This window comes from Phyllobacterium bourgognense (genome assembly GCF_003337575.1).
GTDB classification, from domain to species: Bacteria; Pseudomonadota; Alphaproteobacteria; order Rhizobiales; family Rhizobiaceae; genus Phyllobacterium; species Phyllobacterium bourgognense.
Window position 1 is genome coordinate 190,872 of sequence record NZ_QPJM01000006.1, and the last position, 25,587, is coordinate 216,458.

18 protein-coding genes are annotated in these 25,587 nt (G+C 55.8%); 10 read left to right on the forward strand and 8 right to left on the reverse strand.

What is annotated here, in order from left to right; genetic code table 11:
- Positions 1-22 precede the first annotated feature (22 nt).
- Positions 23-826 (reverse strand): M12 family metallopeptidase, encoded by an 804-nt coding sequence (locus C7476_RS13140; RefSeq protein WP_181872428.1) that lies wholly within the window; start codon positions 824-826, stop codon positions 23-25.
- 192 nt (positions 827-1,018) lie between these two features.
- Between C7476_RS13140 and C7476_RS13145 the strand changes: the two genes are divergently transcribed.
- A complete protein-coding gene (locus C7476_RS13145) occupies positions 1,019-2,152 on the forward strand; it encodes a DUF2333 family protein (RefSeq protein WP_114430355.1) in 1,134 nt (377 codons plus the stop codon).
- Between the two features lie 345 nt (positions 2,153-2,497).
- Here the strand turns inward: C7476_RS13145 and C7476_RS13150 are convergent, their stop codons facing one another.
- Positions 2,498-2,959, reverse strand: a complete 462-nt coding sequence (locus C7476_RS13150) for an Lrp/AsnC ligand binding domain-containing protein (protein ID WP_112530643.1) — start codon at positions 2,957-2,959, stop codon at positions 2,498-2,500.
- Positions 2,960-3,069: 110 nt separating this feature from the next.
- On the opposite strand from C7476_RS13150, the gene putA reads away from it, so the two are divergent.
- The 7 genes from putA to C7476_RS13185 all read left to right on the forward strand — a co-directional run bounded on the left by putA (position 3,070) and on the right by C7476_RS13185 (position 15,407).
- Positions 3,070-6,162 (forward strand): bifunctional proline dehydrogenase/L-glutamate gamma-semialdehyde dehydrogenase PutA, encoded by a 3,093-nt coding sequence (putA, locus tag C7476_RS13155; RefSeq protein ID WP_114430356.1) that lies wholly within the window; start codon positions 3,070-3,072, stop codon positions 6,160-6,162.
- 99 nt (positions 6,163-6,261) lie between these two features.
- Positions 6,262-7,941: a formate--tetrahydrofolate ligase gene (locus C7476_RS13160; RefSeq protein ID WP_114430357.1), complete on the forward strand. Its 1,680-nt coding sequence runs from the start codon at positions 6,262-6,264 to the stop codon at positions 7,939-7,941.
- A gap of 232 nt (positions 7,942-8,173) precedes the next feature.
- A complete protein-coding gene (locus tag C7476_RS13165; protein WP_181872436.1) occupies positions 8,174-10,357 on the forward strand; it encodes an anthranilate synthase in 2,184 nt (727 codons plus the stop codon).
- On the forward strand, positions 10,354-11,262 hold the full coding sequence (locus C7476_RS13170; protein ID WP_114430359.1) for a cation diffusion facilitator family transporter: 909 nt from the start codon (positions 10,354-10,356) through the stop codon (positions 11,260-11,262). Before C7476_RS13165 ends, C7476_RS13170 begins: the two co-directional genes overlap by 4 nt.
- 432 nt (positions 11,263-11,694) lie before the next feature.
- Positions 11,695-12,645: an alpha/beta hydrolase gene (locus C7476_RS13175; protein ID WP_114430360.1), complete on the forward strand. Its 951-nt coding sequence runs from the start codon at positions 11,695-11,697 to the stop codon at positions 12,643-12,645.
- A gap of 293 nt (positions 12,646-12,938) precedes the next feature.
- Positions 12,939-14,636, forward strand: a complete 1,698-nt coding sequence (gene leuA, locus C7476_RS13180; RefSeq protein ID WP_425373977.1) for a 2-isopropylmalate synthase — start codon at positions 12,939-12,941, stop codon at positions 14,634-14,636.
- 126 nt (positions 14,637-14,762) lie between these two features.
- The gene (locus C7476_RS13185; protein WP_114430361.1) at positions 14,763-15,407 is read left to right on the forward strand and encodes a hypothetical protein; all 645 of its coding nucleotides are present in this window, start codon (positions 14,763-14,765) and stop codon (positions 15,405-15,407) included.
- A gap of 1 nt (position 15,408) precedes the next feature.
- Here the strand turns inward: C7476_RS13185 and C7476_RS13190 are convergent, their stop codons facing one another.
- Positions 15,409-16,335 carry a metallophosphoesterase family protein gene (locus C7476_RS13190; protein ID WP_114430362.1) on the reverse strand — a complete coding sequence of 309 codons (927 nt, stop codon included), beginning with the start codon at positions 16,333-16,335 and terminating at the stop codon, positions 15,409-15,411.
- Between the two features lie 85 nt (positions 16,336-16,420).
- Between C7476_RS13190 and C7476_RS13195 the strand changes: the two genes are divergently transcribed.
- Positions 16,421-16,891, forward strand: coding sequence for an NUDIX domain-containing protein (locus C7476_RS13195; RefSeq protein WP_114430363.1), 471 nt, complete (start codon positions 16,421-16,423; stop codon positions 16,889-16,891).
- A 2-nt stretch (positions 16,892-16,893) separates the two neighbouring features.
- Here the strand turns inward: C7476_RS13195 and C7476_RS13200 are convergent, their stop codons facing one another.
- Complete coding sequence (locus C7476_RS13200) at positions 16,894-17,871, reverse strand: glutathione S-transferase family protein (RefSeq protein ID WP_114430364.1); 978 nt, start codon at positions 17,869-17,871, stop codon at positions 16,894-16,896.
- A 316-nt stretch (positions 17,872-18,187) separates the two neighbouring features.
- Here C7476_RS13200 and C7476_RS13205 point away from each other — a divergent pair, with 316 nt between their 5' ends.
- The gene (locus C7476_RS13205; RefSeq protein WP_114430365.1) at positions 18,188-18,700 is read left to right on the forward strand and encodes a GNAT family N-acetyltransferase; all 513 of its coding nucleotides are present in this window, start codon (positions 18,188-18,190) and stop codon (positions 18,698-18,700) included.
- Between the two features lie 3 nt (positions 18,701-18,703).
- Here the strand turns inward: C7476_RS13205 and C7476_RS13210 are convergent, their stop codons facing one another.
- The 4 genes from C7476_RS13210 to C7476_RS13225 are packed head-to-tail and all read right to left on the reverse strand — an operon-like array spanning position 18,704 to position 25,538.
- Positions 18,704-20,779, reverse strand: coding sequence for a hypothetical protein (locus C7476_RS13210; RefSeq protein ID WP_181872437.1), 2,076 nt, complete (start codon positions 20,777-20,779; stop codon positions 18,704-18,706).
- 9 nt (positions 20,780-20,788) lie between these two features.
- Positions 20,789-23,620, reverse strand: a complete 2,832-nt coding sequence (locus tag C7476_RS13215; RefSeq protein WP_114430367.1) for a DUF4159 domain-containing protein — start codon at positions 23,618-23,620, stop codon at positions 20,789-20,791.
- A complete protein-coding gene (locus C7476_RS13220; protein WP_114430368.1) occupies positions 23,617-24,531 on the reverse strand; it encodes a DUF58 domain-containing protein in 915 nt (304 codons plus the stop codon). The genes C7476_RS13215 and C7476_RS13220 overlap by 4 nt, the downstream gene beginning before the upstream one ends.
- The gene (locus C7476_RS13225) at positions 24,531-25,538 is read right to left on the reverse strand and encodes an AAA family ATPase (RefSeq protein ID WP_114430369.1); all 1,008 of its coding nucleotides are present in this window, start codon (positions 25,536-25,538) and stop codon (positions 24,531-24,533) included. Before C7476_RS13225 ends, C7476_RS13220 begins: the two co-directional genes overlap by 1 nt.
- Positions 25,539-25,587 lie beyond the last annotated feature (49 nt).

Here is a 25,587-nt window from a genome sequence, read left to right on the forward strand (position 1 = left end):
TCTCTCCAATTTATCAAATCGCCTAGTTTAGTAAAAGTAACGTAATCGGGCTCATGTCGAACTCCGGAGCCGGGTCGGGATCGCCGTAATAATACTTGACCATCCTGATATCACCCTGACTGAGAACTCCGCCATTTTCCATCAGCGGGTTGCAGTAATTCATGACAGATTGAAGGTCCCATGGTCCAAAAGGCTTCGTATTAGCGGCAGGTATTTCATCTTTGGCACATCCGGCTAACGTATCTGGACGGTTCTGCTCGTGATCAAAACCAAGGACATGCCCGAATTCATGAACGGCAATCTTGCGAATGCATTCATTTTTTTGGTTCGAACAGCTGGCAGGTCGAAATGTGATAAATTCAAAATTTAGCTCGACGCTGGCAAAAGCGTATAGCCTGTTGGCATCTCCGGTGGCCTGAGGCTTGAAATTCTTTAATGTTTTCCCCAGTCCCCATGTGGCTGGAGTCGCGTCGTTGACTGCGATGGAAATGCCTCCATTAGCGCTGCCGTCACCTTCACACCTTTGCCACCCCGTGAACCGAATCAATGAAACAGCTTCCCATGTGTTGGCCACGGCCTGCCGCACGATTTCTCGTTGGGCGGCATATTGGTTGAAGTGTGCTGCGTCCATCTGCCAGCAAGTTGCTATTGGTCGATCTCCAAGCGGCCAGATGGCCCCCTCTTCTACAAGCCCTTCGGAAAATCGCGAGCCAGTGTGGTGATTTCGTTCAAAAGGATCATGCGCCAACGCGCGCGATGTAAAGCCACTAACCACCAGCATGCCACAAGCGAGGAATCCGGTGATTAAAAGACGGAAGCGATGCATGCCGACTCCATTCAAATAGCTGAAATATTTGAGGATAAGAGCTGTCGCGCACGTAGCCGTCAATTTGACCTTAGTCGTAGAGGGGCAATTTATTTCACGCCGCATTGTCGATATTCTCAAAACAACCTATGTGAATGACAAGGAAGGGCGGCGCCAGCGGCTCTATGGACTTGAACAGTAATGGGGAACAGAATGCTCGAGCCCGTGATCAATTTTTTCAGCCGTATTTTCTATTACATCGGACGCGGTATCGGCTTCGTCATCGGCATCATTCTCTTGCCGTTTATTTGGGCCGGTCGTTGGTATGGCCAGCGCGGAATTATTCTCAAGGCCGTTCTTGGTCTGGCAGTCCTCGTCTGGCTCGGTCTGTACGGCTATTTCTTCTACAACACGCAGGTCTGGAAGAATTTCAACCCCGATTACATCGCCTCGTACAATTTCAAAAATCTGACTGTTCCGGTCGGCGAGCCGGTTCCTTCGCCAACGCAAGCTGCCGATACGGGCGCAGCGAAGACCTGCGCGCGCTCGGCCATCGTGCAGGTGACAGCCGATCTGACGGATTTCAACGTCAACCAAAACGCGTGGATTTCCTCGATGCTCCTGTACAAGCTGGGGTTCTTCGGCGTGGATTGGGACAATACGCCTTTCCTCGATAACAAGGCATCGTTCCAGCGCGGCATCAATTCGGCAGTGCGCCGCACGGCAGTTGAACTCGTCGATACACTTGGGCGCGTTCGCGGGACCTCGCAGATCGACGCTGACTTGCAGAAGGCGCGCGGAAATCTGCAATTTACCGAGGACGCCTGGTATTTTGGCCTCAATCCCTTTGGTCCGAAGACGCCGACGCCGAGTTATTATCGTTCGGCGGTCAAGGATTTGCGTACATTCAACACCAAGCTTGAGTCCTGCAATGCCATCTTCGATGCGCGTGCGGACAATCTTATCCAGTTCATCGACCGTATCGCCAACGACATCGGCGCGACCTCGGCGATTTTGAAAGATCGTTCGGAAAACAACAATTATGGCTGGTTCGACACGCGCGCCGATGACCGTTTCTGGTTCGCCTACGGCCAGCTCTATGCCTATTATGGACTGATGAATGCAGCCCAGTTGGATTTCAAACAGGTGCTCGATGAAAAGCACCTGACGCCGCTTTGGGATGGTATGGACGGGCAACTTCGTTCGGCCTTGAACATCAAGCCCTGGATCATCGCTAATGGCAGCGAGGGTGGCTGGCTGTTGCCGAACCATCTGACGACGATGGGCTTTTATATCTTGCGTGTGCGCTCAAACCTGATCGACATCAAACAGGTGCTGCAGCAATAGTGGACTTGGGTTTGTAAACTGCTATATTGGCGTTGGAGCAGGGACGAGCTTTCGCCCGCCCCCTTTCCTAGTTAATTGAATTGGATCCGGATGATCACTTGCCAGCGAGTCCGGATCCTTTTCACAACTAGGGTGATGCTCAGCGGTTTAAACCACATCACTTCACCTCCAAATTCGAACGACAAGGCTGTTGCCGCAGTTGGAGGAGCCTATCGCCTCCAATGCACCGCTGGCCCGGTACTGCTGCTTTTGCCGTTGAACGTCATCTACATGCCGTTAATTGTTGCGCACTACAACGAATGTGCGGTTGCAAAATTTATGTGGTGAGTTGCGGGATATCGACACTCAAACCGGCAAGCTTGACGTTTCCTTGACTTCTTCCATCACGGCGTAGGTGTGGCTTTCGCGGACGCCTGGGAGTGAAAGCAGCATGTCGGAGAGAAAACGACGGTAATGCTCCATGTCGGCAACGCGGGCCTTGATCAGGTAGTCGAAGCCGCCGGCAACCATATGGCATTCCATCACGTCCGGGTTACGGCGCGTAGCTGCGGCAAAGGTTGCGAAGACGTCGGGCGTGGTGCGATCAAGTTTAATCTCGACGAATACAAGCATTGCGCGATCGAGCTTTTTGGGCGACAATTTTGCCGTGTATCCAAGGATGTAGCCGTCGCGGGACAGGCGCTTTACCCGTTCGGTCGTTGCGGTTTGCGACAGGCTGATGCGCTCGGACAATTCTGTGTTGGTCAGGCGTCCATCCTTTTGCAGCTCGCGCAATATTCTGCGATCGAGACTGTCCAAATTTTTCATCGCTAAAATATTCCCCATTTGTAGTTTTTTATACGAATTCTCTCACATTCATTGGTGAGAATACCTGAGTAGATTAGATTATATGGGAAAAATCAATAAGGGGAAGCCTGATGACCGCACCATTACCATCTACCAATGATTTTTCCGCACCTTATGCCGTCGATGACCAGGCGTTGGTTGCCTCGTTGCTTAAGTCCATAACGTTGCCGGAAGATGTCAACCGTCGCATCGATGCTCGAGCCAGCAAATATATCACGACGATCCGCAAGGAAGCGAGCGGTATCGGTGGGGTCGAGGATTTCCTGAGGGAGTATGGTCTGTCGACCCGCGAGGGTCTGGCGCTGATGGTGCTGGCGGAAGCCTTGCTGCGCGTGCCGGATGCGGCAACGCAGGACAAGCTGATCGAGGATAAACTGAAGCAAGGTCATTGGTCAGAACACGAGCCGAGCGGCGATACATGGTTCGTGTCGGCATCGGCTTGGGCGCTTGGTCTCTCAGCGAAGGTCATCAAGCCGGGCGAAACTCCGGAGGGCGTGCTTTCCTCGCTGGTCAAGCGGATTGGCCTGCCGACAGTTCGGACCGCCACCAAGCAGGCCATGCGCTATCTCGGACACCATTTTGTCTTGGGCGAAACGATCAAGGACGCGCTGAAACGCGCCAGCACCAATGAGGCCAAGGGTTATCGCCATTCCTTCGACATGCTGGGCGAGGGAGCTCGTACGCGTAAGGATGCGCAGGGCTATTTCAAATCCTATGCGGATGCCATCGATGCGATCGGCCGCGCCACCGGCAATAAGAAGCTCCCGGATCGCATGGGGATTTCGGTCAAGCTCTCGGCGCTGCATCCGCGATATCTGGCGACACATCATGATCAGGTCATGGCCGAACTGGTGCCCGACCTTCTGGCTCTTGCGCAAAAGGCGAAGTCTTACGATCTTAATTTCACCGTCGACGCTGAAGAGGCTGACAGGCTTGAACTATCACTCGATGTGATCGACCGGGTATTTGCGGATCCATCGCTGGATGGCTGGGACGGATTCGGCCTCGCCATTCAGGCTTACCAGAAGCGGGCGCTCGATGTGATCGATCACATCGACAGGCTCGCAGCGCGGCACAACCGCAAGATGATGGTGCGCCTCGTCAAAGGCGCTTATTGGGACACCGAGGTTAAGCGGGCGCAGGAACGCGGCCTCGCCGACTATCCGGTGTTTACGCGCAAACCAGCGACCGATGCGTCCTATCTCGCATGTGCCAAGCGCATGCTCGATGCACGACCGCGTATCTTCCCGCAATTTGCTACGCACAATGCGTTGACTGTGGCCATGATTCTGGAAATGGCAGGCGCCGACAAGAGTGGCTTCGAATTCCAGCGCCTGCACGGCATGGGCGAGAGTCTTTACAAGCAGATCACGGAGAAGAACGACAAGATCGCCTGCCGGATATATGCGCCCGTGGGCGGCTATCGCGATCTTCTCGCCTATCTTGTGCGCCGTCTTCTTGAAAACGGTGCAAACTCGTCGTTTGTCTCCGTGGTTGGCGACAACAATATACCGATTTCGGAGTTGTTGATAAGGCCGGCCGAGAAACTGAACGATGGCAAGGGCTATCGCCATCCGAATATCCCGTTGCCGCTAAAGCTCTATGGCAAACGCACCAATTCAGCTGGTGTAGAGCTTGGCGATCGCAAGGAACTAGCAGCTCTGATGTCTGGAATTGCCAAGGCATCGACGACTGTCAAAGCGGTCCCGTTGATCGAAGGTGTGAAGCCGTCCGGCAAGACGCAGGAAGTCGTCTCTCCGGTGAATGGTTCGGCGGTTGGTACCGTGGTTTTTGCTACCGCTGAAGAGGCGGCCAAAGCCGTCAGTGTTGCGCGCAAGGGTTTCTCATCCTGGTCGCGTGTCCCGGTGGAAACGCGGGCCAAGGCGCTGGAGAAGGCGGGAGACCTCCTGGAAGCCAATCGTGACAGCCTTCTCGATCTTCTTTCGCGTGAAGCAGGCAAGACGATCGATGACGGCATCGCCGAAATCCGCGAAGCAGTGGATTTCTGCCGCTACTACGCCGCCGAAGCCCGCAGACAGTTTGGCGTGGACAAAGTCATGCCGGGGCCTACCGGCGAGGACAACAAGTTGCGGCATCGCGGCCGCGGCGCGTTCGTCTGCATCAGCCCATGGAATTTCCCGTTGGCGATTTTCCTGGGTCAGGTAACGGCAGCACTCGCCGCCGGCAATACTGTCTTGGCCAAGTCGGCAGAACAGACGCCACTTATTGCCTACGAGGCAATTCGCGCCCTGCATGAGGCAGGTGTTCCGAAAGATGCAGTGCTCTATGTGCCAGGTGATGGTTCCGTTGGGGCGGCGCTGACCTCACATCCGGAAATCGCCGGTGTCGCCTTTACCGGCTCGACGGACACGGCTTGGGCGATCAACCGCACGCTGGCAGCGAAGAAGGGACCGATTGTTCCGCTGATCGCCGAGACAGGAGGCCTCAACGCGATGATCGTCGATGCGACAGCCCTTTCCGAACAGGTCGCCGATGACGTTGTCATGTCGGCCTTCCGATCGGCAGGCCAGCGTTGCTCTGCTCTGCGCATCCTCTATCTGCAGGAAGACATTGCCGACAACATGCTTGAAATGATTGAGGGTGCCGCAAAGGAACTCACCTTGGGAGATCCTTCTTTGCCTTCGACGGACGTCGGCCCGATCATCGATCAGGCACAGCGCGATATGCTGACAGATCATATCGCGGCGATGCGGAAATCACAAAAAGTGCGCTTTGCAGGTGAGGCGCCGAAAGATGGCCTGTTTTTCGCGCCGCATATCGTGGAGCTCAACCGGCCGGAAGCGCTGGAGCGCGAGGTATTTGGCCCGGTCTTGCATGTTGTTCGCTGGAAGGCCAAGGACCTCGACAAGGTGCTCGACCAGATTGCGTCGACAGGCTACGGCCTGACGTTCGGTTTGCACACCCGCATCGAAGCGACAGTAACCAAGATCATCGACCGGCTCGATATTGGTAATGTCTACGTCAACCGCAATACGATTGGCGCTGTTGTGGGTACGCAGCCTTTCGGTGGTTCCGGTCTTTCCGGCACCGGACCAAAGGCGGGCGGGCCGGCCTATCTGGCACGATTTGCACTTGAGCAGGTTGTTTCCGTGAACACGGCGGCCGCTGGTGGCAATGCAAGTCTTATTGCCATGGGCGAATAGAGACTCTTAGCCTCAGCAACTGGGGATAGTCCCTTCTGGCTATCCCCATTTCGTTTACACGATGCTATTTGACGTTCTTGAAGCATTGAGGAGACGTCGATGGCTATCGTCAAATCCGATATTGAGATTGCGCGCTCCGCGGTGAAAAAGCCGGTGCTGGAGATCGGAGCGAAGATCGGTATTCCGCCGGAGCATCTTGCTCCCTATGGCCATGACAAGGCCAAACTTTCGGCAGAGTTCATCCAATCCAAGCGGGGTGCCAAGGATGGCAAGCTCATTCTTGTGACTGCGGTCAGCCCGACGCCGGCCGGCGAGGGCAAGACGACGACGACAGTCGGTCTTGGCGACGGGCTCAATCGGATCGGGAAAAAGGCTATCGTCTGCATTCGTGAAGCATCACTCGGTCCCTGTTTCGGCACCAAAGGCGGTGCTGCGGGTGGCGGCTATGCGCAGGTCATCCCGATGGAGGACATCAACCTGCACTTTACCGGTGATTTTCACGCCATTACTTCCGCGCACAATCTGCTGGCGGCGATGATCGACAACCATGTGTATTGGGGGAACGAGCTGAATCTTGACACCCGCCGTATCACTTGGCGGCGCGTCATGGACATGAACGACCGGGCTTTGCGCGATATTGCCTCCTCGCTTGGCGGCGTGGCTAACGGCTTTCCACGGGAATCGGGCTTCGATATCACGGTTGCTTCGGAAGTGATGGCGATCCTTTGCCTTGCCAATGATCTGGAGGATCTGGAACAGCGGCTCGGCGAAATCATCATCGGCTACCGCTTCAACAAGACCCCTGTTTATGCCCGCGATCTGAAGGCCGACAAGGCGATGGCCGTGCTTCTCAAGGATGCGATGCAGCCCAATCTGGTGCAGACTCTGGAGAACAATCCAGCTTTCGTGCATGGCGGCCCGTTTGCAAATATTGCGCATGGCTGCAATTCGGTCGTCGCGACGACGACTGCGTTGAAACTTGCAGACTATGTGGTCACCGAGGCAGGTTTTGGCGCCGATCTCGGCGCAGAGAAATTCTTCGACATCAAATGCCGAAAGGCTGGTTTGAAACCGGCAGCGGCAGTGATTGTCGCGACCGTGCGCGCCATGAAAATGCATGGCGGTGTGGCGAAAGAGGATCTGGGTCAAGAGAATGTTGCTGCCGTCAAATCTGGCTGCGCGAATCTCGGACGCCATATGGAGAACGTCCGCCAGTTTGGTGTGCCTGTGGTGGTTGCGATCAATCATTTTACTGCAGATACGGATGCGGAGATTGCAGCCGTAAAGGCTTTTGTCGCGGCGCACGGCGCAGAGGCGGTTCTATGCAGGCATTGGGCCCAAGGCTCTGCCGGGATCGAAGAACTTGCAAACAGGGTCGTTGCATTGGCGGAAAGTGGCTCAGCGCAGTTTTCGCCACTCTACGAGGACGAACTATCTCTGTTCGACAAGATCGAAACCATCGTCAAGCGCATCTACCGCGGCGCAGAAGCGGATGCGGATACGAGCGTGCGCGAACAATTGCTGCAGTGGGAAGAGGCTGGATACGGCCATCTACCGGTTTGCATGGCAAAGACCCAATATTCATTCTCGACGAACCCGCATCTGCGCGGGGCGCCGGTAAACCATGTCGTGCACGTACGGGAAGTTCGTCTTTCTGCCGGAGCCGGCTTTGTTGTGGCCATCTGCGGGGAAATCATGACGATGCCGGGCTTGCCGAAGTCTCCCTCGGCCGAACGGATTCATCTGAATGGTGATGGCTTGATCGAAGGGCTTTTTTAGACGTTTGTACAAGCCCTGATTTTTGCTGTTGCAAGCGGCGTCGCATGCCGCTAACAATCACCGCATGAACACGCGCATTCTTTCAAATGGCTGGTGGTGGGCTCGCTTTTAGCGGCCACTAAAGCCTTTTGCATGTTTGTGAAAAGGGAACAGGGCCGCGACGGGTTTTCCGGGCGGCCTTTTTGTTTGACCCCCGAAGCCCGCAACGCCAGATGCAACAAGGGAATTCATGATGCACAGAATTGAAGGCGACGTGGAAATATTCGATACCAAAGGCGGCGTCACGATCACGCGGTCCCGCATAGCAACCGCCTATGCCAGCGCTATCGACAGCTATGTCGATGCTCTCGACGAGCGGCGCGGCGCCGTCTTCTCGTCGAATTATGAATACCCGGGCCGCTATACGCGCTGGGATACGGCGATCGTCGATCCGCCGGTCGTCATAACCTCCAACGGCCGCCATATGATCGTTGAAGCGTTAAACAAGCGCGGCGAAGTTCTTTTGGCTCCAATCAAGCAAGCCATCGAGACTCTTGATGAAGTGTCCATCACTGCGGCAAGTGCGACCAGGCTTGAACTCGAGATTGCGCTGCCCAGCCGCCAATTCACCGAAGAAGAGCGTTCACGCATACCTTCCGTGTTCACAGTGCTGCGCGGCATTGTGGGCTTGTTTTTCACCGAAGACGATGCGAATCTCGGACTGTATGGCGCGTTCGGTTACGATCTGGCGTTCCAGTTCGATACAGTCCAGTACAAGTTGAAACGTCCGGATGACCAGCGTGATATCGTCCTGTATCTGCCGGATGAGATCCTCGTGGTCGACCACCATGCCGCCAAGGCTTGGCTCGACCGCTATGATTATGCGTTTGCTGGCGCTTCAACCGAGGGTCTCCCGCGGGATACGGCGGCAAAGCCATTCAAGCCGACAGACAAGATACCCGGACGCGGCGATTACAATCCAGGCGAATATGCTGAACTGGTCAAGAAGGCCAAGGAAAGCTTCATGCGTGGCGATCTCTTCGAAGTCGTCCCGGGCCAGACTTTCTACGAGCGCTGCGAAACCAAACCGTCAGTCATCTCGCGCCGTCTGAAAGCCATCAACCCATCGCCCTATTCGTTCTATATCAATCTTGGCGACAACGAATATCTGGTCGGTGCTTCGCCGGAAATGTTCGTGCGCGTGGTTGGCCGGCGTATCGAGACTTGCCCGATTTCAGGAACGATCAAGCGCGGCGAAGACGCGATCGCCGACAGCGAGCAGATCATAAAGCTGCTGAACTCAAAGAAAGATGAGTCCGAGCTCACGATGTGCTCGGACGTAGATCGCAATGACAAGAGCCGTGTGTGTGAGCCGGGATCGGTCCGCGTCATCGGGCGCCGCCAGATCGAAATGTATTCGCGGCTCATCCATACCGTCGATCATATCGAGGGCCGTTTACGTGAGGATATGGACGCATTTGACGGATTCCTGTCGCACGCCTGGGCTGTGACCGTAACCGGCGCGCCAAAACTCTGGGCTATGCGTTTCATCGAAGAAAACGAGCGTAGCCCGCGCGCCTGGTATGGTGGTGCCATCGGCATGGTCAATTTCAACGGCGATATGAACACGGGCCTGACTTTGCGCACGATTCGCATCAAGGACGGCATCGCGCAGGTTCGTGCGGGCGCCACCTTGCTCTATGATTCAGTTCCGGAGGAGGAGGAGGCCGAGACCGAACTCAAAGCTTCGGCGATGATTGCGGCGGTGCGGGACGCGCACAAGAGCAATGTCCTGCCCGAGGAACGTGCCGTCGCGCGAGTAGGAGAGGGGTTGTCGATTCTTCTCGTCGATCATGAGGATTCTTTCGTCCACACCTTGGCGAATTATTTTCGACAGACCGGTGCAAGCGTGACAACCGTACGCACACCGGTTGCAGAGGAGATATTTGACAGGATAAAGCCGGATCTGGTGGTTCTGTCACCTGGACCCGGGACGCCGGAAGATTTTGATTGCAAGGCTACGATCAAGAAAGCCCGCAAGCGTGAACTTCCTATCTTCGGCGTTTGCCTCGGTTTGCAGGCGCTTGCCGAGGCCTATGGTGGATCGCTGCGACAGCTGCATGTTCCAATGCACGGCAAACCCTCGCGCATCCGGATTACCAAGCAAGGCAAGATTTTCTCGGGCCTGCCCAAGGAAGTCACGGTGGGCCGCTACCACTCGATCTTCGCCGATCCAGTCCGCCTGCCGGACGAGTTCATTGTTACTGCTGAAACAGAGGACGGCGTCATCATGGCGTTCGAGCACAAAAGCGAGCCGATCGCGGCGGTGCAATTTCATCCGGAATCGATCATGACACTCGGTCATAACGCTGGTATGCGGATGATCGAGAATGTCGTGGCGCACCTGCCGCGTCGGGCAAAGATACGAGCAGCATGACAGAAGACAGCACAGTTCAGCGCATTGCGTTCTGGTCGATTTTCTTCGGGACCACCGTGCTGGCGCTGAAATACGCTGCCTATTATGTGACCGGTTCTGTCGCACTTTATTCGGACGCGCTGGAATCGATCGTCAATGTGGTGGCTGCGATCGCCGCCTGGTGGGCGATCCGTGTTAGCTACAAGCCCGCCGACCAGAATCATCCCTTCGGACACCATAAGGCCGAGTATTTCTCGGCGGTGCTTGAGGGGGTACTGATTGTCGTCGCTGCCTTGCTGATCCTACGCGAGGTTTGGGTCGCTTGGGAGACGCCCCGGACGTTGGAGCAGCCATGGCTTGGTCTTGCGATCAACGGCGGTGCATCGATCATCAACGCATTCTGGGCTTCTCTGCTTATCAACCGTGGGCGTAAACACAAATCCCCAGCATTGCAGGCGGACGGCAAGCACATCATGACCGATGTGGTGACCTCTGTTGGTGTATTTGCTGGTCTTGTGGGCGCTATACTTACGGGTTGGACGATCCTTGATCCGATACTCGCGGTGATCGTTGCGCTCAATATCCTTTGGCAGGGATGGAGCGTGATCGGAAATTCGGTGCAAGGCCTGATGGATGTCGGGGTCGCGACGGAAGAGACAATGCGCATCCGCGATGTCATTTCTTCCAATGCCGGCGGGGCGCTCGAGGTTCATGATCTGAAGACACGCATCGCCGGGCGGGTAACTTTTATTGAATTTCATCTGGTGGTTGAGGCGAACATGAGTGTTGGCGATGCACACATCATTTGCGACCGCATCGAAAATGCTTTGATGGCAGAGATCCCGGACGCCAGTGTGGTCATCCATGTCGAACCCGAAGACGAGGCGAAATTGCCTATTGGGACGGCGGCGGTTCCTTTCGCCTGAGAGACTGACCGTAAATTCGCTATGGCGCGCTGCAAATGGTGCTTTTCTGTGCTCCGATGCTCACGTACCCAAATGTACCCTGCGCTTCGGTGCTCGAAAAGCACCATTTTCGACACCCCATGACGAACTTTCGGTTCAGTCTCGGACGGTGGTTCGATGCAGTCCTGCAACATTTTGTAACGGATTATTTCAGTCGGTCATGATTTCGTTACAATTATGTTGACATAGAAGCGCTGCCGGGTGACATGTCTCCCAGCAATCCAATTCTCCGTATTTGATGCGACGCCGGGGGCGTACGTCTGGGGACCGTAAATTTTGGCGATACGCATCAGTTCCCTTTGAGGATCGAGCGGCCAAAGCGCATGGCAGCGCCGAGCGGATGACCGCGGCTGTTTACAATCTTAGTTAACCTTTAACTGCCAGGATTAACTTATGGGTAAACTTTATCTTTATGGACTACTAGCCGGGCTCTCGATGATTGTTGCCGCTTATCCGGCTAGCGCACGCAATACCGCAGATTGCGACAAGCTGCAGTCCGGTAAAGCGGAAGTATTGTTAAATACGATTGATCCACAGCCCGACGTCGATAAAAATGGCACCGGAGATGCCTGCCCGCAGAAGGGTCAGGCAAATTCGCAGACACCGGTAAAGGTAGTACCAATTAATCTCGGAGCTACAGGCAGTGGAACTATTGTGAAGAAAGCGACCAAGGGTGACATTCTCCCCCAGAGTGAAGGTGCGCTCCATGAGGATCTTACTTTCAAGTACCGAATCTACCGTCCGGAAGTTCAGAGCGGAGATACGATGATTCTCCTGCATGGCTCGGGCCAGGATGAAACAAGCCTCGTTTCGTTTGCCTCCAAGATCGCGCCGAATGCTCTTCTGCTCGCCGTGCGGGGGCGTGTAGTGCAGGATGGTTCGAACCGCTGGTATCGCCGGCTAACACCCATCAGTTTCGACCAGCAGGGTATTCGATCCGAAGCAAAGGCTTTTGCTGAGTTTCTGAAGCAGGTCACGCGGGAATACAAATTCGATCCCAATCGCACGACGTTTCTCGGATATTCCAACGGCGCCAATTTGGTCAATGCCGTGATGATGCTCTACCCGGATTTGGTGAAACAGGCAGTACTCTTACGTTCTATGCCGGTCCTGACGGGGACAATCGAGGCTAATCTTGCCAATGCCCGCGTGTTGACCGTTTCCGGCGCTTCGGATCAGCTCTATGCACCCTATGCGCCTGCGCTTGAGGACCTGCTTCGCTCGCACGGTGCTCGCGTGGAAGCACGTTCGATCAAGTCCGATCATGGATTGGGCAAGGACGATGTGAAAGTCGTCAGTGAATGGCTGGCTGGTGGTGCGACGGCTGAGCTAAAGAAGAACTAGCATTCCTCTTGCATCCGGCCTGACAGTCGTTTAATTGTCTGGCTATGAAAACGCGCCCGACTTCAAAGTCATTTGCTCAGTCCGCTCCCGCGGGCGTGACCATTCGCGCACTTCTCCTTCCGCTTCTTCTTAACCTTACTGGCGATCGCCGGGCTCGTTAAGAGGAGCGTCCGGCGGTCGAATTAGCCGCCAGGCAATCGCTCCTTATTCCCTTTACAAGACAACTGTAACACGTAAGAAGAGTGCCAAGATCGCGCCAGATTTGATGCGCATCGGCCGGAAACGAGAAACAAATGACCGACATGATCCAACGGAACATAGGCATGCCCTATGCGCCCAAGAAGTACGAACCTTATCCCTTGGTGGATCTGAAAGATCGCCAATGGCCGTCGAAACGTATTGAGAAAGCACCCATCTGGTGTTCCGTCGATTTGCGCGACGGTAACCAGGCACTGATCGATCCGATGGGGCACGACAGGAAAGTGCGCATGTTCGCGCTGCTGCTCGAGATGGGATTCAAGGAAATTGAGATCGGTTTTCCTTCAGCCTCGCAAACAGATTTCGACTTTGCGCGCTGGTGCGTGGAGGAGGGCAATGCAGGCCTCGATGTTTCCCTGCAGGTGCTGGTGCAGTGCCGTCCGGAGTTGATTACCCGCACCTTCGAGTCTCTGGAAGGTGCGCACAAGCCGATCGTGCATTTCTACAACTCAACCAGTGAGTTGCAGCGGCGCGTCGTGTTCAACAAAGACGTTCACGGCATCAAGACTATTGCCACAGATGCCGCCAAAATGATCACGGATATGGCGGTAAGGGCGGGCGGAGGCTATCGTTTCGAGTATTCGCCTGAAAGCTTTACGGGCACGGAACTCGAAGTCGCATTGGAAATCTGCAATGCGGTAACGGAAATCGTCAGGCCAACGCCTGACAACAAGCTGATTGTCAATTTGCCGTCGACGGTGGAGATGTCCACGCCAAACATTTATGCGGATCGCATCGAATGGATGTGCCGTCAGCTCGACAATCGCGAAAATCTGATCATCTCGCTGCATCCGCACAATGATCGTGGGACCGGCGTTGCAACCACCGAGCTCGGCCTGATGGCTGGTGCCGACCGCGTCGAAGGCACCTTGTTTGGCAATGGCGAGCGCACCGGCAATGTCGATATCGTCACCTTGGCGCTGAACATGTTTACGCAAGGCGTCGATCCCGAACTCGACTGCTCCGACATCAACCGGATGAAGGAAGTGTACGAGTATTCCAACCAGCTTGTTATCCCTGAACGTCACCCCTACGTCGGCGAACTGGTCTACACTGCGTTCTCAGGATCGCATCAGGATGCCATCAACAAGGGCATGAAGGCGATCAAGCAAGCCAACAAGATGCTCTGGGAAGTGCCGTATCTGCCCATTGATCCGCAGGACGTCGGGCGCAGCTACGAAGCAATCATCCGCATCAATTCACAATCCGGCAAGGGCGGCATCGCCTATATTCTGCAAGCCGACTACGGCCTGAACTTGCCGCGTGGCATGCAAGTGGAGTTTCGCGAAGATATCCAGCAGATCACGGACGAGGAGGGCAAGGAAATGCCGTCCAAGCGCATCTACGATCGCTTCCAGGAACTCTATGTCGAACAGCCGAATGCGCGGTTGAAATTCGTCGACCACCACACCTATCCCGATACTGAACGCAAGGGTGTGCGTGTCCTTTCTGCGGAGATCACTGATCGCGGTGAAACGAAACGGATTGAGGGAAGAGGCACCGGCCCGGTCGATGGTTTCATCGACGCTCTTTCGCACTATCTCGGCATCAAACTGTCGGTTGTGAACTATTCGGAACACTCGCTCCAGCATGGTTCCGATGCAGCTGCGATCAGCTACATGGAAATCGAACATCCCGGCGGCAAGATTTTTGGTGCAGGTATCAACAAGAACATTGTGACTGCCTCACTTGAGGGCATTGTCTCGGCGGCAAACCGGATAGTCGGAAAGTGATGAAGGGCCCCTCGGGGCCTTTCATTTATGCGGGGAACGAAAGTCAATCCCGACAAGTTTCTGATGCAATGGCCGTGACACATGGTTAATGATGTTCTGACCCTAGCTCGTGCCGGAAAATGCTTTATGAGTGAGATGCGAGAAAAGATTGCCACCGTTGATGATCGGCGAAAACTTGCTGACGCCGTCCGTGGTGCGCAAATTGCTGCGGCTGACCGCGGCGACGTCGTCGTCGATATGAAGGAAGCTGACCTCGCCAGGATCGAAATCCTCGCCCATGATTTGAAGCCGGTATTCGATGATGTGCCTGTGGACGATCTGCAATGGGATTTCGCAATTTCCAAAGGGCAGCAGCCGAGATTGTGGATCGACCCCACGTCGCACGTCATGATGGGCCGTGACCGGCGGACATATCGTTTTGTCCGGGACACGAGGCTTGGACGGATCGTCGTGGCGGAGTCGCCCGAGGTGCAGCCTATTTCAGATGCGGTAACCAATTATATCGCTGAGCGGATCGTTGAGCGTCAGCGCCTAATGGAGGGTGAAAGGATCAGTCTTCGCCCAGCCGTTATTTATCAGGAAGATAAGAACTCAGGTCCCACGGAACATGCGTCGGTTCGACCTCCCGCCGTTTCTTCCACCACGACGCGTCGCTCCAGATCGGTTGTGAGCGAGCTGATCACTGTATTGACTTGGTTCGTCATCGGCGGCCTGGCAGGTGCAGGTGCGCTCCTGGCATTTTTCTGGGACCGCTTATCGCCGTACTTTTAAATCACACCAGGGCGAGTACAGCGCCAACTTGAAGGTCATGTTCGCGGATAGTCCGGATGCTCATCTGTTCGTCGACAATTCCGCGCTCCACCATATGACATGACCAGCCGATATTTGTTTTGGCAATGGAAAACAGATTGAATGCAGCAGGAGGCTTATGATTTCCACCAAAACTCTGGCTTGCTGAGGGGACGCATACTACTGGTATTTTCCAACTTGGACCTTCTATTTCGTAGCGTGTCGCCAGGTGCGTGTGACCATGGAGAACCAATTCAGCCCCATGTTTGCGAACTGTGCGCTGAAAAAGACCGATGCCAAGCAGGCGCTTGTGAGAGGGCGCGGCGCCGCGCACTGGCGGATGGTGGATCATAATTACCCGGAAGAGGCCAAGTTTACCTGTTTCGTCGAGAAGTTCGCCCAGCTTTCGAGCTTGCCGCTCGCGAATATCGCCGGTCGCCATGAAGGGAGCGGTGGCGCGCGCTGAGGAAACTCCAATAAGTGCTACGTCGCCGCGGACGCGAAGATATGGGAACTCCACGGGGCCGTTTTTCGCCGCTTGCGCGTCGCCTTGCATCCACGGTTGCCAAAAGCGACGTGTCTTTTTCAGCGCGCCCGGCACGTACGCATCATGATTGCCTGGGACAACCGAGATGTCAGCGGGGTCGCCCAAGGTTTTGAGCCAGCGCTGTGCCGTTTCCAGTTCCTCATCCAGAGCAAGGTTGACGAGATCTCCGGTGACGGCGATATGATCCGGGGACTGTGCCTTCATATCGGCCACAAGGACGTCCAGTGCGCCACTCGTCATCGAGCCCTTGCGGTTCGATCGCCAATTGATATAGCCAGTAATGCGCTTGGAGATCAGTTCACGCAAAGTCAGCGCGGGTAAAGGCGACAGGTGTATGTCGGAGATATGAGCGAGGTGGAACATCAACTGAGCTTTATGAGAGTATTGGCGCGAAATCCAGTGATACAACCGTCGCACACCGGAGCAGTTCCGGCCAAGGTCAGGCAGAATGGTTGAAAAACGTTCAAAATGGCGTCATCGCCTGTTCCATACCTACTTTCTGCTTCGTCGACCCATGACCCTTGGTGCCCGCGGTGTTGTTCTGGATGACAAGGAGCAATCGGTATTTCTCATTCGCCACACTTATGTTCCCGGCTGGCAATTTCCAGGCGGTGGCGTGGAAACGGGGCACACGGTTGAACAGACGCTCAAGAAGGAATTGATGGAGGAAGGTAATATCGAGCTGACAGGCCGACCGCAGCTTTTCGCCATCTATCACAATGCGCATGCGTCAAGACGCGATCACGTCGCGCTTTATGTTTGCCGCTCTTTCCGGCAGGTAACACCGTTCATCGCCAATCGCGAGATTGCCGAAGCGGGGTTTTTTAAACTCGGAGCCCTGCCACAGGATACTACACCGTCCACCCGGCGCCGTCTCGCCGAGATTTTAGACGGCGCAGACATTCCGCTTGACTGGTAGCTCTAGAAACGGTCGCGATCGTGCGGGGCCGCGTAGTCGATTTCCGGCCCAACAGGAATTATCCCGCTCGGGTTGATCGTCTTGTGACTGCCATAGTAGTGCGCCTTGATGTGTTTCAAGTTCACTGTCGGCGCGACGCCCTGCACCTGATATAGTTCCCGCGTGTAGTTCGACAGGTTCGGATAGTCAGCAATGCGCTGGCGATTGCATTTGAAATGACCGACATAGACAGGATCGAAGCGCAGCAAGGTGGTAAAAAGACGCCAGTCGGCTTCCGTCAACCGATTGCCGACAAGATAACGCTGACGAGACAGCCGTTCCTCTACGTGGTCAAGCGCATTGAACAATTGCGCAAATGCCTCGTCATAAGCTTCTTGCGTCGTGGCAAAGCCGGCCCGATAAACGCCGTTGTTTATGTTCGGATAGACCAGCGCGTTGATATCGTCGATCTCACTACGCAATGCTTCAGGATAAAAATCGAGGGAGGCATCGCCGAAGTCGTCGAACGCAGAATTGAACATCCGAATGATTTCCGATGATTCATTGGAAACGATGGTGTTCTGCTGTTTGTCCCAGAGGACCGGCACGGTTACGCGGCCCGAATAGTTGGGATCGGCGCGCGTATAAACCTCGTGCAAGCGCCTACTGCCGAAGAGGTGGTCCGGTGTTGCACCGTCCTTCTCGTAAAATGTCCAGCCTTCCGCTCCCATATAATGGTCGACGACTGACACCGAAATTACGTCCTGGAGTTGTTTGAGCGTGCGGAAAATGAGAGTGCGGTGCGCCCAGGGACAAGCATAGGAAACATACAAATGATAGCGACCAGGTTCGGCCTTGAAGCCTGCCTTGCCAGTCGGGCCGGCGTTGCCATCAGCAGTCACCCAATTGCGGAATTGTGACTCGGTTCGGATGAAACGGCCGCCGCTATCCTTTGTATCGTACCATTGGTTGTGCCACACGCCATCAATCAATAAACCCATCTCATCTCCTGTAACCATGCTGTGCGCCGGTTGATTTCAGTATTCGTTGTACCTCACAGTTAAGCTCAATTCCTCTCGGTTCCATGACCAAGCCGGTGAACATGTGTCACTTTCTGCCGGACAAACTGGATTTTCGGTTTACGTCCGTTTCTTTTGATGTTACGCGGACGAAAAAGGAGACTTTTGTGGCAGGAATTCTGTTCATCCGACGATGATACCCGGACCGGCGCTTTCCAAGCGACGGAGAATTCCAGTATTGGCCACAACCGAAAGGTTGAGGCGCTTATCCACTCCTTTCAAAAAAAAGATATCCAGCATGCTGACCCATGTCGTGACTTACGCCCCGGAAGAACCGGTGCATGACGCTGCCATAGAAGACATCAACAAGGAAGCTTTCGGGCCGGGGCGGTTCACTCGTGCCGCATACCGGATTCGTGAAGGTGGCGCGCACGATCGCGCGCTTTCCTTCGTCGCGTTGAACGGCGAGCACGTGGTGGGATCGGTCCGGCTAACGCCCATCCAGATTGGCGCGACGTCGGCTTTGCTTCTCGGTCCCCTGGCCGTGCGTCCTGCATGGAAGAACCAGGGCATCGGGGCTGCGCTGATGCGTGCCAGCATGGAAGAGGCGCGTGTTGCTGGCCACCATCTGGTAATCCTTGTCGGTGATGAGTCATACTACGCGCCGTTTGGCTTTCGCCAGATATCAGGTCATCAGATTGAGATGCCCGCGCCCGTGGATCCGGCCCGGTTTCTCGCCTGCGAACTCAAGCCGCGCTCTCTGGAAAACGTGCAGGGGCGAGTGCGCCACGCTGCGGCAAGCCAAGATTAGCGCCTATTTGCCTTCGCGGTACCACATGCCGCCCAACACCAGGATCATAGCTGCGAGGCCAAGGAAGCCTGAAAACAGCGGCAGTCGATTGACACTCTTGAGGATGGTCTCGTTGGTCGGGCGTAATCCGATCCAGTTGTCGCCGCTCGCGCTCGCCATGCCGCGCGATGCGACGATATTTGGAACCTCGATTGTGCTCTGGTCAGCGGTTGGTCGCAGCCGACGCGTTCCGCCACCAGTTTCGCGTGCCAACGGGTCGAGTTTGGCGGTTGTGGAAACATTATCGCTGAATTCCGGTGCGTCGACCGGTCCGACATGGGCAAGCGTCGTCAGATCACCATTGGCCACCTGATAGAGCCCGATTTCATCGGTATTCACTGAAGCCGTAAATACCCCGGGCTCGGTTTCCGTCAGGGGAATGGACCTCGTCTTGCCCGACGGCGTGATGATGCTCGCCGGGTTGGCGGTCTTCTGCATGGTCTGCCGGCGGATCTCCAGATTGCGGCCGCTGCCGGTTGCTGTCAGTGCTTCTTCTTCCAGTTCCGGCTCTTTCATAAGCCAGTGGGCGATGCGCCGGTAGAGCGCGGCATGCGGGCCGCCGCCTTCGAAGCCGCGCGCCCAAAGCCAGCCTTGGTCGGATAGGAACATGCCTACACGGCCTTCTCCAACATGATTGAGCACCAGCAATGGCTTATCGCCTGCATCCATGACTGTTGTGCCTTCAGGTTGATTGACGTCAATAACGCGGAACCAGCGGCTCCAGTGCGGCGGCTCCTGTGTACTGCCCTCAAGGCCACGTGTTACCGGATGCCGTTTACCTTGGTCGCTCAGACGCGGATAGAAAGCTTTTTCTTCGATGTTCCCCGTCGGCGTCGCAGGCAGGACCGAGAGGAGCGGTGTATTGGCGATCGACATGTTGCCCGCGTATTCAGGACCGGCGGCGATGAGAAGTGCGCCACCCTTTTGGACGTAATCGTTGATGTAGTCGTAATAGAGCAGCGGCAGCACGTCGCGGTGCTGGTAGCGATCGAAAATGATGAGGTCAAACTGCTCGATCTTGTCGACGAAAAGTTCCCGGGTCGGGAAGGCGATCAGCGAAAGCTCGTTGATCGGGGTTGAATCCTGCTTCTCGGGCGGCCGCAAAATCGTAAAGTGCACAAGGTCGACAGATGCGTCGGATTTCAAGAGATTGCGCCACGTGCGCTCGCCATTGTGCGGTTCGCCGGAAACCAGCAGGACACGCAGATTTTCGCGAATGCCATCAACCATGGCAACGGCCCGGTTGTTCACTTCCGTGAGTTCGTTGGGAACGGCATCGACGACAATTTCGACGATGTTCACGCCTGCTCTCGGGAGCGTAACCTCCAGCGGCATTTCCTGACCGATAATAGCGTCCTGATTGCTCACCTCGTCGCCGTTCACGCGCACGCTAACACGCGCACGGCCGCCTTGCGGCTCGCCCGACGCTGTCACCTTGTAAGTCATTTCCTGCGGCTTGCCGGTCAACCCGAAACGTGGTGCACGGACAAATTGGATGCGGCGGTCGATCTCGCCAGGCGTGCCGGTGATCAGACCATGCACCGGAGCACTGAAACCGAGACCGGCCATATTCGCCGGGATATCATGAATCTGGCCGTCCGTGATCATGATCGCGCCGCCGATACGAGCTGGCGGCACATCACGGAAAATGCCATTCAGTGCCTGGAACAAACGTGTTGAGGTTGCGTCATCATTTTCGGTTGCTTGACCGGTTTCGACCGTCCTGACCTCGAATTGCGGTAGCCGGCCAAGTTCTGCTTGAACCTGTTTCAAGGCTGCATCAGTGTCTGCAGTGCGGTCGCCGATATCCTGACTCTGGCTGCGGTCAGCAACTACAGCAACGACGCTCTTCAGTGGCTCGCGTTCCTCATTCACGACAATCGGATTGAAGAGTGCCATGGCAAATGCTGCAACGGCCAATAGCCGGATCAGGCTGCCGCGTTGGCGAAAATAGATTCCGGCCAGCGTAAGAATGAACAGCGGCACGAGCAAAAGCGCGAGAAGCATGTCTGAAACGAGAGGTTGGAAATCCAATGACAGATACATGACCTAGTTCCCCAACCGCTGCAAAAGGTCAGGCACATGCACCTGATCGGATTTGTAATTTCCGGTCAGCATATACATGACAATGTTGATACCGGAGCGGTAGGCATAAACGCGTTGCATCGGATCATTGGGGATCGTCGGGTAGAGTGGAGACCCTTCCGCATTCGTTGCCCAAGCACCTGCGAAATCATTGCCGGTTATCATGATGGGCGTGACACCATCTCCTGCCCGCACAGGCCGGTCCGAGCGGGTCTCGGTGGAGAGTGAAGCCTGTACCCACAAGGGACTACCCCGATAGCGGCCAGGGAAATCCTGCAGAATGTAGAAGGATTTGGTCAATACGTGATCGCTCGGCACCGGCTCAAGCGGCGGTATGTTGAGCCCGGCAAGAATGTCACGCAATCTTTGATTGGCAGGCGTTGTCGAGTTGTCAAAATTGATCGCGGCCGCATCCTGATCGCGGGTGTCGAACAGCACCGTTCCGCCCTGTTGCATATATGCATCGATCTTGGCGATCGCCTCTGGCGCCGGCATTTTCGCGGCAGCATCGATAGGCCAATAGATCAAAGGATAGAAGGCGAGTTCATCAGTCGCAGGATTGACGCCGATGGGTTCACCCGGTTCGAGAGCTGTGCTGTCGGAGAGAGCTTTCGACAATCCAAGCAGGCCCGCCTTGCTCACATCGTCGACGGCACCATCACCTGTTATGACGTAGGCGAGATGCGTGGCATTGACGGCCTCGAGAATCGCTTGGTCGCCGGGCTTGCTGTCATTCTGCTGGGCAGATGCGGGAGAAGGGCCAAGGACAAGTATCGCCGGCAACAGGAGGATTGCCAGCGATGCCGCTGCAGCCATACGATAACGGCGCCGCATACGTCCACCAAGCCAAAGTACCGCAATGGCATCCAGCGCCAGTAACATCGCGGCAAGTGCCAAGAGCGGTCCGCGCAATGGCCGGGATTCGTCCACCGCATAGCGCGCTGTCATTACTGGAAAGGCCAGGTCGGGTCGAACCAGCGGCTTGATTTCGCCGTCGGGCTTGAAAAGGTTGAGCGCCGTCATGGCGTCCTCAATACCGTAGAAACCGGGAGGATTGTCGAAACTTACCTGTGGGCTAGCACCATTCCCGATAAGGAGCGGCCTGGTGTCGCCGTTAGGCGGGACAAGCGAACCTTCTGCGTTCAACGTCAGATAGGGTGGAAGGACTTGCGAGCCACTTGCGCTATTGTCGTTCGTCAATGGCCCGGCTGCGTTGGACAATGAGACTAGACGGTGCAGCATATCGACAAAACTGCCGCTGATCGGCAGGTTTGACCAAGTGGCTTCAGGCGTTACGTGGAACAGTACCAGCTGACCGCGCTCACGTGTCTCGCCGGTTACGAGCGGCGTACCGTCTGCCAGATTCGCCCAGCTCTTGTCGTACAACTCGGAAGATGGCTCCGCCAGAACCTGCCGCGTCACGGTCACATCTTGCGGCGTTGGCAAGCCGGCAAAGGCCCCGTTTGCCGGAAAGGCTGCAACCGGTTGCGATTCCTTCCACGATAACGTGCCGCCGAGGGACCGCTCGCCTTTACGCAAGGTGACGGGCAGCAATGGATCCTCATCGCTGTTACCGGCGAGGCGCGGTCCAGCAAAACGGATCAGCGTACCGCCTTTATTGACCCAATCTGAAAGGGTTCGCTCAGTCTCTGGCGGCAGTTTGCCGATATCCGCCATGATGAAAACAGATGGCTTCTGTTCGAGGAGTTCGGGGACGGCGCGCACAAGTTCCGGATTGCGAGGGCGCAATAGGTCGGCAAACGGCTCGAGCGCACGCGATATATAGTAGAGCGGCGAGAGCAGCGGTTGTGAAAGGTCTGCGTCAGAACCGGAAAGTAACGCAACGCGCCTTCGCTTGTTGTTGTCGTCAATGAGGTAGGTTGCCCCTGCCTGCGCAGCGCCGTCGACCCGCAATGTGTGGAAGTCGTTGCGCAATTCGTAAGGCGCGTTGATGACAGCTTCGCCGGTGCTCTCGCCCGCCGTAAAGACCAAGCCGGTTTCAGCAATACGCCGGCCCTTCTCATCAAAGGCACCTACGGTAATTCCGTTCTGCCCGCGATCGTTGCTTGGCCGTACCGCACGAACAGTCAGACCATTCGCGTTGTTGACGGCCTGACGAAGAGCGACCAGCGATGTTATCGATGGTTGGTACCAGATTATGGATGTGATACCGGAACCTTCGAGCGACTTGACCGCTTCCGCAGCCTGTGGCGTGTCGACACCATCGTTGAGATAAGCAAGCCTCGTACCGGACACATTTGCAATCGCCGTTTTCAACCGCGCAAACGCGGCTGGCCGGTCGACCGGGATTGGGCGCACGGCCATAGCCCTGAGCCGTTCTAGCGCAGCGTTGGCATCGAATGGTCCGATATCGGTATTGGCTTTTTCTGCCGTACCCAAAATGTAGATCAGCGCTCCGGAGTTCTCTGCATCGGAGATCAGGCGCTCTGCTGTATCCTTGCGTGCACTCCATTCCTCGTTCGACGACCAGCCATTGTCGAGGAATATTGCAACCGGGTCCTTGCCTGTCAGTGTTTCAGCCCGGGGATTCCACACGGGTTCCGCCAGCGCGAGAATCACGAATGCTGCAAGCAACAACCGTAGAAGCGTCAACCACCATGGGCTTTTGTTGGGTGTCTCTTCCTTCTTGAGTAGTTGAGCAAGGATTTTCAGCGGGGGGAATATTTCCGTGACCGGACGGGGAGGGGTCACCCGCAAAAGCCACCAGATGATTGGAAGCACAATGAGTCCGGCAAGAATGGCAGGCGCACCAAAGGCCAACGGGAGTGCATTCATGCGCCGTTCCCTTCGTAGCCAATATTGGCGGTCATGTTCATGTGAACCGATACGAGCGCATCGGAGGCCAGGCGATCGGTACGATTAGTGGTGTAACTCCAGCCAATCCGCCGGCAAAAATCGCTGAGGACCTCACGGCGCGCGTAGAACAATCGGCGATAATCGTCGGCGTAGTCCTCTGCACGTCCGAAAGTTAGAGACGCGCCGGTTTCAGGATCGATAAATTCGGTGCGCCGCTTGTAGGGGAAATCTTCTTCGGCAGGATCATAGACCTCTATCAGGTGCGCACGGGCGCCAGCTTGAACGAGTTGTTGAAGAAGAGCCAATGTATCTTCCACGGGCTCCAGGAAATCACTGACGAGAACTACATCAGAAAAGCGCCGCACTCTGCTCAGATCGGGCTTGGCGGGAAGATTCGTGGTGTGGGACAATAGAGTTGCGAGGCGTTCCGCACCGTTTCGAGCAGATATAGGGTCTGCCACGCCAGGGAAGCCGATCCGCTCACCGCTGCGTGATAAAAGTTCGTCCAGTGCCAGAACGAGTACCAGCGCGCGCGATTCTTTCGACACGTGGGCTTGTTCGGACTTGTAGAGCATGGAGGGCGAAGGATCGGCCCACAACCACACCGTATGAGCTGCTTCCCATTCCTGATCGCGGATATAAGTACGATCATCGCGGGCCGAGCGGCGCCAGTCGATACGGGAGATAGCCTCACCCTGAGCGTAGGGCCGAAATTGCCAGAAAGTTTCGCCAACGCCGCTTTTCCGCCGGCCATGCCAGCCGGTGTTGACAGTATTGAGAATACGACGCGCTTCGACGAGTAGGTCTGGTAGCAGAGCGGCACGCTGGCGGGCACGCGCAAGCGCATCCCCTGTGTCAGCCCGTGTTACCTGCGCGCCAATTGCTGCCATCAGAAAGCAACTTTTGTAAGGTTGCCAATAACATCGCGTACATTCATACCATCGGCGCGCGCAGCGAATGTCAGTGCCATCCGGTGCTGCAATACCGGCTCGGCGAGGGCCTTCACGTCGTCCACCGACGGGGCGAGCCGGCCGTCATAGAGCGCGCGTGCCCGGGCGCAGAGCATCAAGGCCTGGCTGGCGCGAGGACCAGGGCCCCATGAGATGAATTTTTTTGCAATGTCGTTGTCAGCTCCTGGACGAGCGGAGCGAACAAGCTTGAGAATAGCATCGACAACACCCTCCGGTACCGGCATACGACGGATCAGGTGCTGCATGTCGCGCAGACGCTCAGCATCGATTGTCTTTTCCGCTCTGGCGTCTGAAGTACCGGTGGTCTCCAGAAGGACCCTACGTTCTGCCTCGAGTTCCGGGTAGAGAATGTCAATCTGCATCAAAAACCGGTCGAGCTGCGCCTCCGGCAGGGGATAGGTCCCTTCCTGTTCAAGCGGGTTCTGCGTTGCCAATACATGAAACGGCTGTGGCAAGTCATGCCGCTCGCCTGCAATCGTAACGTGGTATTCCTGCATGGCCTGCAGGAGCGCCGACTGTGTGCGAGGTGAAGCGCGATTTATTTCGTCGGCCATAAGCAACTGAGCAAAAATAGGGCCTCTGACATAGCGGAAATAACGTTTGCCATTGTCATCCTGTTCCATGACTTCAGAGCCAAGGATATCCGAAGGCATAAGGTCCGGCGTGAATTGAACGCGGCGATCATCGAGACCGAGAACTGTACCCAGTGTTTCCACCAGCTTTGTCTTCGCCAAGCCCGGGACGCCGACAAGAAGCGCGTGTCCGCCCGCAAGCAGCGCGACCAACGTTCGCTCGATGACGCTTTCCTGTCCAAAGATGACGGTGCCAATGCCCGTCTTTATCCTTGCGATGTCTGCCAGCGCTTTCTCAGCCTCGGCAATCATAGCCTTGGGATCGGACGGTACCTCAGGTTTAATCATGGTCATGGGTCACCTCACCGCTGGTATCTGCACAGAGTCTCTCTTAAATGACTCT

What these genes read in the sequence shown, in the direction of transcription:
- C7476_RS13140 (WP_181872428.1), bottom strand. Translation starts at nt 826, where the DNA reads ATGCATCGCTTCCGTCTTTTAATCACCGGATTCCTCGCTTGTGGCATG.
- C7476_RS13145 (WP_114430355.1), top strand. Translation starts at nt 1,019, where the DNA reads ATGCTCGAGCCCGTGATCAATTTTTTCAGCCGTATTTTCTATTACATC.
- C7476_RS13150 (WP_112530643.1), bottom strand. Translation starts at nt 2,959, where the DNA reads ATGAAAAATTTGGACAGTCTCGATCGCAGAATATTGCGCGAGCTGCAA.
- putA (WP_114430356.1), top strand. Translation starts at nt 3,070, where the DNA reads ATGACCGCACCATTACCATCTACCAATGATTTTTCCGCACCTTATGCC.
- C7476_RS13160 (WP_114430357.1), top strand. Translation starts at nt 6,262, where the DNA reads ATGGCTATCGTCAAATCCGATATTGAGATTGCGCGCTCCGCGGTGAAA.
- C7476_RS13165 (WP_181872436.1), top strand. Translation starts at nt 8,174, where the DNA reads ATGCACAGAATTGAAGGCGACGTGGAAATATTCGATACCAAAGGCGGC.
- C7476_RS13170 (WP_114430359.1), top strand. Translation starts at nt 10,354, where the DNA reads ATGACAGAAGACAGCACAGTTCAGCGCATTGCGTTCTGGTCGATTTTC.
- C7476_RS13175 (WP_114430360.1), top strand. Translation starts at nt 11,695, where the DNA reads ATGGGTAAACTTTATCTTTATGGACTACTAGCCGGGCTCTCGATGATT.
- leuA (WP_425373977.1), top strand. Translation starts at nt 12,939, where the DNA reads ATGACCGACATGATCCAACGGAACATAGGCATGCCCTATGCGCCCAAG.
- C7476_RS13185 (WP_114430361.1), top strand. Translation starts at nt 14,763, where the DNA reads ATGAGTGAGATGCGAGAAAAGATTGCCACCGTTGATGATCGGCGAAAA.
- C7476_RS13190 (WP_114430362.1), bottom strand. Translation starts at nt 16,335, where the DNA reads ATGTTCCACCTCGCTCATATCTCCGACATACACCTGTCGCCTTTACCC.
- C7476_RS13195 (WP_114430363.1), top strand. Translation starts at nt 16,421, where the DNA reads ATGGTTGAAAAACGTTCAAAATGGCGTCATCGCCTGTTCCATACCTAC.
- C7476_RS13200 (WP_114430364.1), bottom strand. Translation starts at nt 17,871, where the DNA reads ATGGGTTTATTGATTGATGGCGTGTGGCACAACCAATGGTACGATACA.
- C7476_RS13205 (WP_114430365.1), top strand. Translation starts at nt 18,188, where the DNA reads ATGCTGACCCATGTCGTGACTTACGCCCCGGAAGAACCGGTGCATGAC.
- C7476_RS13215 (WP_114430367.1), bottom strand. Translation starts at nt 23,620, where the DNA reads ATGAATGCACTCCCGTTGGCCTTTGGTGCGCCTGCCATTCTTGCCGGA.
- C7476_RS13220 (WP_114430368.1), bottom strand. Translation starts at nt 24,531, where the DNA reads ATGGCAGCAATTGGCGCGCAGGTAACACGGGCTGACACAGGGGATGCG.
- C7476_RS13225 (WP_114430369.1), bottom strand. Translation starts at nt 25,538, where the DNA reads ATGACCATGATTAAACCTGAGGTACCGTCCGATCCCAAGGCTATGATT.